The organism is Paradesulfitobacterium aromaticivorans (genome assembly GCF_054657415.1).
Genome location: NZ_BAAHYT010000010.1, coordinates 894,075 through 907,057 on the forward strand (window position 1 = coordinate 894,075; position 12,983 = coordinate 907,057).

16 protein-coding genes are annotated in these 12,983 nt (G+C 47.8%); 1 reads left to right on the forward strand and 15 read right to left on the reverse strand.

Annotated elements, in window-relative coordinates; genetic code table 11:
• Positions 1-2: 2 nt before the first annotated feature.
• From ACYQ2N_RS10025 to ACYQ2N_RS10040, 4 genes are all read right to left on the reverse strand, one after another.
• The gene (locus ACYQ2N_RS10025; RefSeq protein ID WP_459999102.1) at positions 3-755 is read right to left on the reverse strand and encodes a DUF2705 family protein; all 753 of its coding nucleotides are present in this window, start codon (positions 753-755) and stop codon (positions 3-5) included.
• Entirely contained in the window at positions 727-1,467 is a 741-nt protein-coding gene (locus tag ACYQ2N_RS10030; protein WP_459999103.1) for an ABC transporter ATP-binding protein, read from the reverse strand. The genes ACYQ2N_RS10025 and ACYQ2N_RS10030 overlap by 29 nt, the downstream gene beginning before the upstream one ends.
• 126 nt (positions 1,468-1,593) lie before the next feature.
• Positions 1,594-2,844 (reverse strand): hypothetical protein, encoded by a 1,251-nt coding sequence (locus tag ACYQ2N_RS10035; protein WP_459999104.1) that lies wholly within the window; start codon positions 2,842-2,844, stop codon positions 1,594-1,596.
• A gap of 95 nt (positions 2,845-2,939) precedes the next feature.
• Positions 2,940-3,125 (reverse strand): hypothetical protein, encoded by a 186-nt coding sequence (locus ACYQ2N_RS10040; protein WP_459999105.1) that lies wholly within the window; start codon positions 3,123-3,125, stop codon positions 2,940-2,942.
• A gap of 154 nt (positions 3,126-3,279) precedes the next feature.
• Between ACYQ2N_RS10040 and trhA the strand changes: the two genes are divergently transcribed.
• On the forward strand, positions 3,280-3,930 hold the full coding sequence (gene trhA / locus ACYQ2N_RS10045; protein WP_459999106.1) for a PAQR family membrane homeostasis protein TrhA: 651 nt from the start codon (positions 3,280-3,282) through the stop codon (positions 3,928-3,930).
• Positions 3,931-4,051: 121 nt separating this feature from the next.
• On the opposite strand, the gene rbr is transcribed toward trhA, so the two are convergent.
• The 11 genes from rbr to folK form a co-directional block, all read right to left on the reverse strand.
• Positions 4,052-4,588 (reverse strand): rubrerythrin, encoded by a 537-nt coding sequence (rbr, locus tag ACYQ2N_RS10050; protein WP_459999107.1) that lies wholly within the window; start codon positions 4,586-4,588, stop codon positions 4,052-4,054.
• Positions 4,589-4,614: 26 nt separating this feature from the next.
• Positions 4,615-4,776: a rubredoxin gene (rd, locus tag ACYQ2N_RS10055; protein ID WP_459999108.1), complete on the reverse strand. Its 162-nt coding sequence runs from the start codon at positions 4,774-4,776 to the stop codon at positions 4,615-4,617.
• Between the two features lie 63 nt (positions 4,777-4,839).
• Positions 4,840-6,315, reverse strand: coding sequence for a lysine--tRNA ligase (lysS, locus tag ACYQ2N_RS10060; RefSeq protein WP_459999109.1), 1,476 nt, complete (start codon positions 6,313-6,315; stop codon positions 4,840-4,842).
• A 160-nt stretch (positions 6,316-6,475) separates the two neighbouring features.
• Positions 6,476-6,946: a transcription elongation factor GreA gene (gene greA / locus ACYQ2N_RS10065; RefSeq protein ID WP_459999110.1), complete on the reverse strand. Its 471-nt coding sequence runs from the start codon at positions 6,944-6,946 to the stop codon at positions 6,476-6,478.
• 218 nt (positions 6,947-7,164) lie between these two features.
• Positions 7,165-8,154 carry a tRNA dihydrouridine synthase DusB gene (gene dusB, locus ACYQ2N_RS10070; protein WP_459999111.1) on the reverse strand — a complete coding sequence of 330 codons (990 nt, stop codon included), beginning with the start codon at positions 8,152-8,154 and terminating at the stop codon, positions 7,165-7,167.
• A gap of 14 nt (positions 8,155-8,168) precedes the next feature.
• The gene (locus ACYQ2N_RS10075; protein ID WP_459999112.1) at positions 8,169-8,942 is read right to left on the reverse strand and encodes a type III pantothenate kinase; all 774 of its coding nucleotides are present in this window, start codon (positions 8,940-8,942) and stop codon (positions 8,169-8,171) included.
• 113 nt (positions 8,943-9,055) lie between these two features.
• Positions 9,056-10,033, reverse strand: coding sequence for a biotin--[acetyl-CoA-carboxylase] ligase (locus tag ACYQ2N_RS10080; RefSeq protein ID WP_460000509.1), 978 nt, complete (start codon positions 10,031-10,033; stop codon positions 9,056-9,058).
• A 41-nt stretch (positions 10,034-10,074) separates the two neighbouring features.
• The gene (panD, locus tag ACYQ2N_RS10085) at positions 10,075-10,455 is read right to left on the reverse strand and encodes an aspartate 1-decarboxylase (RefSeq protein WP_459999113.1); all 381 of its coding nucleotides are present in this window, start codon (positions 10,453-10,455) and stop codon (positions 10,075-10,077) included.
• Positions 10,448-11,305 (reverse strand): pantoate--beta-alanine ligase, encoded by an 858-nt coding sequence (gene panC, locus ACYQ2N_RS10090; protein WP_459999114.1) that lies wholly within the window; start codon positions 11,303-11,305, stop codon positions 10,448-10,450. The genes panD and panC overlap by 8 nt, the downstream gene beginning before the upstream one ends.
• A 22-nt stretch (positions 11,306-11,327) precedes the next feature.
• On the reverse strand, positions 11,328-12,197 hold the full coding sequence (locus ACYQ2N_RS10095) for a Rossmann-like and DUF2520 domain-containing protein (RefSeq protein WP_459999115.1): 870 nt from the start codon (positions 12,195-12,197) through the stop codon (positions 11,328-11,330).
• A gap of 251 nt (positions 12,198-12,448) precedes the next feature.
• On the reverse strand, positions 12,449-12,979 hold the full coding sequence (gene folK, locus ACYQ2N_RS10100; RefSeq protein ID WP_459999116.1) for a 2-amino-4-hydroxy-6-hydroxymethyldihydropteridine diphosphokinase: 531 nt from the start codon (positions 12,977-12,979) through the stop codon (positions 12,449-12,451).
• Positions 12,980-12,983 lie beyond the last annotated feature (4 nt).

Here is a 12,983-nt window from a genome sequence, read left to right on the forward strand (position 1 = left end):
CCCTAAAACTCTTTTTTATCAAAAAGATAAAACCCGGCTGTGAACAACATTATACCATATCCAGTCATAATCAATAACTGGCGTAAGATCTTCCAAAAGGGGAAGGAATGGGCCAGCCACAGATTATACCAATCAAGCTGGGTCGTGATGAATAAACTTGCATACTGAGAAAAAAACACTCCCAGCACTTTCAGCACCAGAAAGGCCAAGATGGACAGGAAAAAAACAGTTATGCCGCTCTTAAAAATATTTGCCAAGAGCACAATCGCCAAAGCCAAAACTAACATTGGCAGGAAGCTTACAATATAAGCCACAACCGTCCTGGCAAAAGCCCCCAAGCTCGCTGAGTTTGTATTAAACAGAAAACCCGCGAGCTCAGAAAAAACCAGCAGCAACAGGAGATTAGCCAGGGAAAACAGGGAGATGGCCGTGATTTTGGCCGTAAAAATCTTGAATCTGCTCACAGGCCTGGTGAGCGTGATGCGCATGATATTATGAGAAAACTCCCCTGAGAAACTGTCGATCGTGACCAAAGCCGTAAATAGAGGGAGAATGGTGTTCACCACGACCGAGAGCACCAGAATCGGAAACTCCGCACTCCCTACTCCTCTTACCCCAAATCCGCTTCTCACGCCGACAATAATGAGTTGTCCGACCACAATCATAGTCAGGGACAGTAATACGGCGACGAAAGCTTTTTTCTTTTTATAGAGTTTCTCGACTTCATTAAGAAACGCGGCTTGGAACACGGCCATTTCTTTCTACCTCACTCACAAAATAATTCTCCAGGGTCGCGTAATTTTTGAGGATGCTGTCCATGCTCTCGACATTAAGCATTTCCCCGTTGTATACGACCCCGATGCGGGTACACGTGAGCTCAACGTCATGAATCAGGTGACTGGAAATAAAAAAGGTCGTCTGTTCATTCTCCGCTAAATGCTTAATCAGCTTGCGCATATCGATCATCCCCTCGACATCAAGCCCATTCAGTGGTTCATCGAGAATCACGATCTTGGGCCGGGAGAGAATGGCCGCCGCGATCCCCAGGCGTTGCTTCATCCCCAAAGAAAACTTCCTCGGTTTTTCGTTCTTATATTTAAGTATCCCTGTCAGTTCGAGCACCTCATCAATCCGTTTGTGATCCACATCCGGATAGTAGCGGGCCATCTGTCTCAGGTTATCAAAGGCACTGAGGTAAGGGTAAGACTCCGCTGTCTCGATAATGCAGCCGACTTTAGCCATCGCCTTTTCATAGTCTTCGGTCACACTGTAGCCGGAAATTTTGACATCCCCACGATCAGGCCGGATGAGGCCAACCATTGCTTTCATCGCTGTAGTCTTGCCAGCCCCGTTCGGACCCAGAAAGCCAAAAATGTCCCCTTGATAGATATTAAGGTTAATATCGTTAATTCCCCGCCCATTGGAATATAATTTGCTCAAGTTGTGGATCTCGATCGCTTTGTCCATGCATTCTCCTCCAAAAAAGTTCGTCAGGAAGCTCTCCGCTTTGCGGCTGGCTATGTAAGCCGCGCGCAAGGAGACTGCCGGGGCTTTAACCCGACAGCCAATCCCTTTTCATTTTCAGATGCTTATTTACTCCACAGCCGGATTGAAGACCGAATCATAGCCTTGATTACTCAAAAGGTAGTTTACATTGAAAAATATTTTCCCCATGCGGTCATCAAAGTAAATGTCTCCCTTATACTTGCTGCCTGAGTCCGCAGTGTACTCAAAGCTGGCATTCCGTGTGTTCTTATCATTTACAAAGCGGGCATCAAACTTGAAATCTTTCTTAGCCGCAGTTGACAGTTCAAATCCCGGTTTGTACTCTTCGTGATACCTGCCGGCAACGGTTTGACCGTCTATGTGTGCTATCTCTAAGATCCTCTCGCCCGCTTTCACGAATTTGCCGTCTTTTTCAGTCACGATATCGTTCTTGAACGTACCCACGAACTTTTGCGGGTTAGAGAATTCCGGGCCGAACTCGGTTGCCTTAGCTGTCTCTTTAACAACTTTTTTACCGGTAAGGTCAGGTTTGGTAACCGTCGTGGAGTTGATGTCTGTCATCTTGCCCAGAATTTCGACGCTTATTTCATGAACCTGCCCTTGTTCATCCTTCCCGGACAACACGGCTGTGCCCAGAATATTCTCCATGACCCCATCCTTGTTGATCGAAGCCGTACCCTTTACTTCTTTAACATAGATATCCTTCGTTAAATTCAGCCCTTGCTGCTCGTATGGACGATTAAACTGTTGTTTGAGCATTAAGGAAGAAACCGCATTGACCAAAGGCGGAATCTGGACCTCACTCAGAGAACCGGAAAGTTTTTTGGTGCCATCGGGATTTTCGTTGACTACCACATAGTCTTTAAGGCTGCCGACGACTGCATCCGCGATTTTCTCAACATCTTCAGCCTGCCCTTGCTTGAAGGGGTTGTCAAAGGAATTGAACTTTCGCTCATCCGTAAACTCCGTCACGTGGTAAGTATTATCCCCATTGCCAAAGCTAATCATTGTCTTTTTGTCAGAATAATTATAGCCATTGTATTTTTCCCCGAATACGCTTTCACGCGCGGATGTGCTTTCTCTCGCGCTATTCTTTCGGTCATACTTCTCTAATTCGTTCTGTGACGTTATGATTTTCCCGTTGTCCTTGACCACGAAGGAGATATCCAGAGTAAAACTGTTAAACTCTTCCGTAGCCTTGGCGGCAGTCACTTTCAGCGAATCCTTCAATTGTTCATACCCACTCTTGTTGGCGATATCGGCCAAGGCCGTGGTCGCAAACAGCAGCGTGCCCAGCGTGAAACTCATAAGCATCGCTGTTTTCTTTTTTATTTTCATGCATTCAACTCCTTTAATTTTTTAGGAAGCCTCCTAAATTTATTATAAGTCAAGCGTCTTGCTTTTCTCTTAAGGGTTTATAAATTAATTATAAACTATGAACCTGATAACATATACCCCTTCTTAACTTTCACTACCCAGCGGTCCTCTTTGGTGGCGTAATACCCTGTAACCTCGCCAAATTTGCCCTCCGATTCCCGGACATAGGGCAGGATTTCTCGCCAATTCATGAACCGGGCAATCTCAGTCTGAATACGGACCAAACGGCCTGCGTCTTCCAATTTTTACAGTCATGCCTGTAAGTCCTGATTCCCTAATGTATTGTTACTTTTTTTATAGAGTTAATCTTTTACTCTCGAGTGCCGTTAAAGTTGCTTTTACCTACTCATTGCTCTACACTTAAGACAATACCGAACGGAACGGAGGTTATTAAGCATGCACCGAGTCATAGGAATGAGAGAGCCCGTAAATACCTGGACACACTTTGTTCCGTTTCTGGCAGCTATCGGCGGCTTGGTATTTATCATCGTCAACACCTGGGAAAACCCTGCGAAGCTCATCACGATGGTCATTTATGCAATAAGCGTGATTTTGCTGTTCGGAGCCAGCTCTTTTTACCATTGGTTAAAAGTCAGCCCCCGCAAGCAGCTGCTCTTGCGCAAAATTGATCATATGGCAATCTATTTACTCATTGCCGGATCATATACCCCTGTGCTCTTTTACGGTCTGCACGGGGTCTGGCGTTGGGTAATGCTTGGCTCTGTCTGGGGCCTAGCCCTCGCAGGCATCCTGCTAAAGCTCTGGTTTATTAATGCCCCGCGTATTCTTTCCACCACCCTTTATGTATTCTTAGGCTGGATTGCTGTAGTGCCTTTTGTTCAGTTAGTTAAAAGCTTACCACGGGGAGCGATTGCTCTGATGGTGGCAGGGGGAATTTCCTACACCGTCGGAGCCTTGATATATGCGAGAAAACGTGTAAACTTCCTGCCCCGGCGTTTGGGCTTTCACGAAACGTTTCATATCTTTGTGGCTTTGGGCGGGGTTTTGCACTTCATTATGATGGTCGTTTACATCTTACCGATGTAGTATATAAAGAAGAGCACTTATCCTGTTAGATAAATGCTCTTCTTGCATTTTAAAAACTCCAGCAAAGTCCGCCAGTTCCTGGAGGAAACTTGGGAAAGATCTTAGCCAGCAAGAATTATGATTAATAATCCCTGCTGACCGTTTCGAAATATGCTTTTGGATGAGCGCAAACGGGACACATCTCAGGCGCATCCTGTCCTTCATGAATGTGGCCGCAGTTTCTGCATTTCCAAAAGACTTTTCCATCCTTTTTAAAGACCTTGTCTTCTTCAATGTTTTGCAGAAGCCGCTTATAGCGTTCCTCATGCTCTTTTTCAATTTGGGCAACTCCCGCAAAAAGTTGGGCTAGCTCGTCGAACCCTTCTTCGCGTGCTTCTGCCGCCATTTTAGGATACATCCCGGTCCATTCACTGTTTTCCCCGGAAGCTGCTGCTTTTAAATTATCAATGGTATTTCCAATTCCGCTAAGTTTTTTGAGCCAGATCTTGGCATGTTCCTTTTCATTCTCCGCCGTTTCCAGGAAAAAGGCCGCAATCTGTTCGTATCCTTCTTTCTTGGCCACTGACGCAAAATAGCTGTATTTATTGCGGGCTTGTGATTCCCCCGCAAAAGCTTCCATCAAATTCTTCTCTGTTTTGGTTCCTTTGAGTTCTTTCATTGGTAGCCTCCTAAATTTATTGGAATCTACTCTACTGCTTCGAATTGATCTTTAGATACGCCGCATACCGGGCAGACCCAATCATCCGGAATGTCCTCGAAAGCAGTTCCCGGGGCGATGCCGGAATCCGGATCACCTTGAGCAGGATCATACACATATCCACATGCTATGCACTCATATTTTTTCACTTTATAATCCTCCATTTTTTCTTTTAATTTTACCATATGGCATTAATAATATAACCCACAATCCTATTCCTTCCCTCCTTCTTCCTTAGGACGCATGGTCGGAAACAGGATGACATCGCGGATAGAAGCGGAATCCGTAAGCAGCATAACCAAGCGATCAATGCCTATCCCTAACCCTCCGGTTGGCGGCAAACCGTACTCGAGCGCCTGGAGGAAGTCCTCATCCATCATATGGGCTTCATCATCCCCTTTAGCCCGTTCTGCCATCTGGGCTTCAAAACGCTCTCGCTGGTCAATAGGATCATTAAGCTCAGAAAACGCATTCCCTAACTCTCGGCCAAAAGCAAAAACTTCAAAACGGTCGGTGTATTCCGGATGCTCGCTGTTGCGCTTAGCCAGAGGAGAAATCTCAACAGGGTGGCCTGTAACAAAAGTAGGCTGGATAAGTTTAGGCTCCACATATTCTTCAAAGAAATCATTGATGATTTTACCCCTGGACGCGTGCGGTTCCACATTCAGCCCCTTGTCTTTCGCCACCTTGCGCGCTTCCTCATCTGTTAAAATCGTGCGAAAATCTACCCCGGCAAACTCTAAAATCCCTTCCAGCATCGGCAGCCTGCGCCAAGGAGTGGTAAAATCCAGTACCTGTTCCTGGTGAGTCACTTTAAGAGTGCCATGAACCTTCTCCACAATATAAGCAATCATTTTTTCCGTAAGTTCCATAATATCTTCAAAGTTCGCATAGGCTTGGTAGAGTTCCATCATCGTAAATTCCGGGTTGTGTTTAATAGAAATTCCCTCATTGCGGAAGTTGCGCCCAATCTCAAAAACTCTATCAAACCCACCGACAATTAGCCGTTTTAAGTGCAGTTCAAGGGCTATCCGTAAATACAGATCAAGATCGAGGGCGTTATGATGCGTAATAAATGGCCTTGCGGCCGCGCCTCCGGCTATGGTATGAAGGGTCGGAGTCTCTACTTCAAGAAAGCCCTTGCTTTCTAAGAACTCGCGCATTGCCCTAATTATTTTGCTCCGGATCACAAACACATTGCGCACATCAGGGTTCATGATCAAGTCAAGATAACGATGGCGGTAACGCAAATCTACATTCGTAAGTCCGTGGAATTTCTCAGGCAAGGGCCGCATGGCCTTGCTGAGAATTTGCACCTTCTCCGCGTGAATGGAAATCTCTCCCCGTTTAGTTCGGAAAACAACCCCCTCAACCCCGATAATATCCCCTATGTCAAACTTGGAGATCAAATCGAAAACTTCTTCACCTACGTCATCTTTACGAATATAAATCTGAATCCGCCCGCTAAAATCCTGAATATGCGTGAAAATGACTTTCCCCTGATCCCGTTTAGCCATCATGCGACCGGCTACTTTTACTTTGTTTCCTTCAAGCTCCTGAAATTGTTCTAGAATTTCCACGGCCTGATGGGTTCTCTGATAGCGATCTGCATATGGCTCTATACCATGCTGGCGCAGTAGACTCAGCTTGTCCAGGCGAACACGCCAAAGATCATTTTCATTATCCATTCAACATTCCTCCGCCCATATCTTATCTTATCAATTTTACCAAACTTCGCTGTTAATAAACAAGGTGTAACACAGAAAGGGAGGCGAAAACCTCCCTTAACAATCCCAACTTTTAAGTCAAATGCAACGCAAATTAGGCACAGAGAAAGTGCCACTAGCCTTACATAATATCCATGATCTGATAATGCAGCACTCCTGCGGGAACAGTAACTTCGACCACTGTTCCTTTGACTTGACCTAACACTGCTTTCCCAACCGGAGACTCGTTGGAAATTTTATTGGTTCCGGGATCAGCTTCAGCCGAACCGACGATCGTATATTCTTCCTCATCGCCGTAATCGATGTCTTTGAGCAGAATCGTAGCACCTAAAACTACTAGATCCGTTCCTTCATATTCATCGATCACTTTGGCATTTCTCAGCATTTTCTCGAGAGTAATAATTCTCCCTTCGATAAAAGCCTGTTCGTTCTTGGCATCTTCATACTCAGAGTTTTCGCTTATATCCCCGAATTCAATGGCTTGCTTGATCCGCTCCGCAATTTCCCTGCGTTTCTGCGTCTTAAAATATTCCAACTCATCTTCCAGCTTCTTTAATCCTTCCAGGGTCAAAATCACTTCTTTTTCGGGCATTCCTTCTCGCTCCCTTTTCTCGTCCTATGCCTTATAAGGCGTCGGTATCTGAACACGCCATATATAAAGCCCTTTGACTTATCTGTCACTGATTTAGTGTTTTAGGCTTTAACTCAATTACTCGTTATTATAAGAAAGGTGCAAATTATTGTCAAGGATACCGTTTCCCTCCTCGTAAATTTTACCGGCTAATTACGTATTTCGGACGCGCTTCTATTCTACCTATTTCCACTAAAACTATGCGTATTTTGCTCTAAGATTCCCTTAAGGATAGCCCTCATTGCGTCCGGAGTCTGTGTCTGCATAATCAGATCACGTATATGAGCCGCTTTTTTAATTCCTTTAATATACCACACGGCATGCTTGCGCATTTCGTTCAGCCCTATTTTTTCTCCTTTATAGCTAAGAAGCCGCTCAAAATGTTCTAAAGCCACCCCGATTTTTTCCGAGAGTCCGGGCTCAGGCTCTAATGTTCCGGTTAAGAGAAACTGCTGGGTACGCGCGATGAGCCAAGGATTGCCGAGAGCAGCGCGACCGATCATTACCCCGTCACACCCGGTAAGGTCAAGCATGAGGCGCGCATCCTCCGGGGTGCAGACATCTCCGTTCCCGATCACAGGAATGGTGACAGTCTCTTTAACCTTCTTAATCAACTCCCAGTCAGCCTTGCCTGCGTAATACTGTTCCCGGGTGCGGCCATGCACCGTAATCATTTTGACCCCTACCTCTTGCACGCGCTGCGCCAGTTCGGGCGCGACAAACTCATCCGCTGTCCAGCCCAGACGCATTTTAACGCTCACAGGAACATCTAGTGCTGCCGCAACGACGTAAGCCGCAATTTCCTGAGCCCTGGGCAAATCGCGCAGGAGAGCAGAACCTTCTCCGTTTTTAACGATCTTGGGGGTAGGACAACCCATATTAATATCTATAATATCGGCACCCCTGGTGATGGCTAAGCTGGCAGCTCTAGCCATTGTGTCAGGATTAGATCCGAATAACTGGACAACCCGCGGCTCAGGCTCCCCACTCACATCTATCATATTCAACGTGCGCGGGTTTTGGTAATTTAAAGCTTTATCACTAATCATTTCTGTCCAGGTATAGAGCCCGCCCACAGCATAGACAGTTTCCCGCAAAGCCTTGTCAGTCACGCCGGCCATCGGAGCTAAAAATACAGGGGTGTTAAGTTCGTATTGTCCCAGTTTCATAGATATGTTCTTTCTTACGCCTTGCGCAAATTTCGTTCATAAATAATCAGCAGTCCATCCAGCGTGAGAAATGGATCAACAACCTCAATCGTACGTGATTCTTCCGCAATCAACTCCGCCAGTCCTCCGGTGGCAACCACTTTTGTCTCAGGTCCGAGTTCCGCTTTCATGCGTTCCACAATCCCATCCACCTGACCGGTAAACCCGAAGTAAATCCCGGACTGCATCCCGGCTATCGTATTCTTAGCGATAACTGATTTAGGCTTTACCAGTTCAATCCGCGGCAGCTTGGATGCCCTCTGAAACAAAGCTTCAGTCGAAATCCCAACGCCAGGGGCAATTGCTCCTCCTAAATATTCTCCCTGCGCGGAAATGGCGCAGAACGTAGTGGCTGTGCCAAAATCAACGATAATGAGTGGCCCGCTGTATTTAGAATAAGCGGCTACCGCATTCACGATCCTGTCCGCTCCTACTTCGCGCGGATTATCATAAATAATCGGCATCCCGGTCTTAACCCCAGGCCCTATCACCAGCGGCTCCACCCCAAAATATTTGCGTGCCAGAGCTTCTAAAGTTGGCATCACCGGCGGAACAACCGAGGAAATCACTACCGCCTTAATCGCTTCAAACTTAAGACCGCTAAAATCAAACAGATTTTTGATCACAACCGCATGCTCATCAACAGTGCGCGACTTTTCAGTTGAAACACGCCAGTGGTGGATTAACAGGCCTCCCTCGTACACGCCTAAGACAATGTTGGTATTGCCGACATCGAATACTAAAATCATGGCAGTTCTCCTCGCTCGTCTTAAATATAATCTTATCTACACTTATTAGTAATCCATTCATCTGTTGAACTCGTTCGAATAAATGCCCTAAAAAAATTGTCATTGCTCGCTTATCAAAAATATTCCCCGTTCACTGCGCGCAGACGCACTTCCCCGGCCGCAAACTTATGGTCCTGACCGTCTACTTCCACCACCAGTTCCCCGTCAGCCGCAATCCCACGCATGATGCCTCGATAAACCTGGCCGCCCTTTTCAATAGCACACTCCCTGCCGATACCCAGAGCGCGCTCGAGCCAGAGTTCACGCAGAGGGGCAAACCCATCCCGCTCAAAAATATTAAGCCCCTCTTCTAGCTTTTCCAAGATGCCTGCTGCCAGCTTATTCAGATCCAACGGACAACCAAGAAGTTCTTGCAGGGAACCTGCCGAAAGCTCAGGGCTTAAATCCTTGCGTTCCAGATTGGCATTAACTCCGATGCCAAGTACCATGGTCTGAATGGTAGTCCACTCTCCGACCACTTCAGCCAGAATCCCCGCCAGTTTCTTACCCTCGAAAATAACATCGTTGGGCCATTTGATTCCGGGCTTTAGTTCGCCCATCTCCCGCAGAGCGCCGACAACAGCCACACTTGTAACCAGCGTGAGTTTAGAGGCGTCTGCCAGGGAAAGGTTGGGCCTAAGCACTACTGACATCCACAGCCCTCCGGGCGGTGATTCCCACAGCCGCTGCATGCGCCCATGCCCGGCAGTCTGCCGTCTTCCGATTACCACCGCCCCATGCGCTGCCCCCTGGCGCGCCAGCTCTTTCGCTTTCTCATTGGTCGAAGATATTTCTTCATACAGATAAAGTTCCCGACCCAGCCTCTCTGTCTTTAGTTCTTGCGCAACAGCCCAGGCATCAAGAGCCAGTGGGGTTGCCAGCAAGCGGTACCCGTTTTTCGTCTGAGCCTCAATTTCATAGCCCGCTTCCTTCAACCCTTTTATCTGTTTCCAGATAGCTGCACGCGTTAAATTTAGCTCTTGGCTGATCTGTTCCCCCGACACGAATTCCCTGGGCCGTGCCACCAAAAGGTCCAAAATTTTATGGCGAATCATACCATCCCGCACTTTCTATTTCTACACTTGATCCTTTTTTAAGACTCCCCGTGAATTTCTTCCTGTGCTATTTTTAGCGGCCTGTTGCTAGTGTCCACGAACACAACTTTGGGCTGGTAAGTTCGGGAAGCGTCATCCGTAAAGATCCCGTAGGAGATAATGATAACTTCATCCCCTACTTGTACCAAGCGGGCTGCAGCTCCATTGAGGCAGATCACTCCGGAATGCGCCTCCCCGGGGATCACATAAGTTTCCAGACGCGCACCGTTGTTATTATTCACTACCTGGACCCGCTCATTAGGAAGTAAATCAGCAGCCTCCATCAAAGCCGAATCAATCGTAATACTCCCAACATATTTTAAGTTCGCTTCAGTAACTGTAGCCCGGTGAATCTTAGATTTCATCATGTGCCTAAACATCCGTCCCCACCTCTATCACTTTATTATCGATAAGGCGTGTCGCGCCAAAACGCACGGCCACAGCGATAACCACCGGCCCTTCAATCTCTGTGACATCCTTTAAGTCAGTTGCGCCCCGTACCTCGACATAATCGATCTCCCCGCTGCTTTCAGCGTTAATTCTTCTTCTGATTAACTCTTCGAGCGTGCGTGCATCCCGCTCTCCCCCGCGAATCGCAGCCGCACCCTCCTCCAAACTTCGATTAAGCACCACCGCTTCCGCCCTCTGCTGCGGACTTAAAAAGACATTACGGGAACTAAGAGCCAGTCCGTCTTCTGCGCGCGCGATCGCAACCGTTCTCACATCCAGCGGCATATTCAAGTCCCTCACCATGCGCTTAATAATTTGCACCTGCTGGTAATCCTTCTGCCCAAAATAGGCCAAATCCGGCTGCACAATGTTAAAAAGTTTGGTAACTACCGTTGCCACTCCTCTGAAATGGCCCGGCCTAGATCTCCCGCACAACACGGAATCAAGCTCTTTTACCTCCACCAAAGTCAGCATCGGTTCAGGATACATTTCCTCAAGCGGAGGATTGAACAAAAGCTCTACACCCGCCTCCGCAGCCAGCGCGCTATCCCGCTCCAAGTCGCGCGGATAACGGCCAAAGTCCTCCTGTGGCCCGAATTGAAGGGGATTTACAAAAATGCTCATGACCACAAAAGCATGATCCCGTTTCGCTTCCTCTACCAGGCTGAGATGCCCGCGGTGGAGGTAGCCCATGGTCGGAACAATTGCAATTTTCTTGCCCCTTTGTCTCTCCTCCCCAACTACCGCTCTCACTTCTGCAATTAATCCTGTCCTAATCATCCCCCGCTCAATCCTTTCTTGCTTATTTCCTTTGTGTTCCAAAAATCTCCGTTAATTCCTGCCATACTCCCGGAAGGTACTCCTTACCTGACATCTCCAATTTTTCTCTGCCTAGTTCCAGGGCATGCCTGCCTAAGTCCAGGTAAGTCGGGACAATATCTGGGGATAGCTGGGCCAGATGACCTTTTATTACCTCCGTGTCACCGCGGGCAATAGGCCCTGTTAAAGCCTGCGGCACTTTTACTTTGCTTAAGTTATGTAAGGTTCCTTTCATTAATGGCAGAAGGGATTCCAAAGCCTCTTCCGGCTCTATGCCCGCCTCCCTGAATAACCTTTCAGCGAGCGCCGCTAAGACCACCGTGTAGTTAGAAGCCAACACAGCCCCCGCATGGTAGAGAGCTTTGTACTCCGAGTTAAGCCGGTGCGGGATTCCGCCGAGCGCGCGCACAATCTCCTCACCCTCTTCTTCCCCTTCCCCCTCGACCCCAAAATGCGTACCCTCTAAAATCGCCAAAGCTTCATCGACATTGGCAAATGCCTGAAGAGGGTGAAGAGAAAGGTATTTTAGGGGCAGGTCGGGCCTAGTCTTAAGGACTTGCGCACGCAGCGAGCCGGAACAATGGATCCACAGTTGCCCAGGCCGAAAAAGGCCGCGCTTAGCCAAGTTTGCCGCTACCGTGGAAATCATACCGTCCTGTGTGGTAATGAAGAGTATGTCCACTTGAGGCACTAATTCCTCTAAGGATAAGAAATCCCTGTCTAGATATTTTCTGAATCTGGCATATGAACTTTCACTTCTGGTAGTGGCTCCGACACATTCGTACCCTACCTGTTCAAGTCTAACGGCGAGAGCGGTGCCAACCACCCCGGTTCCGATAATCCCAAATCTCATCTTCTTCCTCCATATCTTCGCAGGCTAAAATCCCATCCATACTCCCATGCAGGAAAACACACTTTTTCTTGACCTTACAAGAAAAACACCTCCACTTGACGTGAAGGTGCCTTGGTTACCTAATCCTTCACCGTCTCGGTCCTGCCGATCCAAGCGGTTACACTTTAAAATAAATGAGCGCTGAGTGAGCCTACCTTCTCTTGAGCGTATGTCTCCTCTTGGATGACACCGCCTTAGAACCAGGTCTTCCTCTATCCATGGCTTGCTGGGTTGCGGCAGAGGGGAATATTGTCTGCATACCCGCTCTGTTGCCCTAAGTCCAGCCGTTTTACTTCCCCTTCCCCGCTTACCTCCCGGATCGAACGTCCGGAAGGGAGCACAAGCTCCGGGGCGATTTCCCGCAGTGGGGCGAGCACAAACTCTCTCTCCTCCATCCGCGGGTGGGGCAAGGTAATTTCCTCCAAGTTGCTAACTCTATTATCATAGAGAAGAATGTCAATGTCAATCGTGCGCGGCCCCCAACGCATAATCCTTTTTCGCTCCAGGCTGTTCTCCACATCCTGGCAGGTTTTAAGAAGCTCCAACGGCTCTAAGCCCGTCTCGATTTCGACTGCCAGGTTCCAGAAATCAGCCTGATCCGTAAGCCCCCAGGGCTTGGTCTCATACACATGGGACTTGGCAATTATCTTAATACCTTTGTTCTCTTCTATAAGTTTAAGGGCTTCGCTTAAATAATACCCTCTATCCCCCATATTGCTCCCCAGACTAAGATATACTCGCATGTAT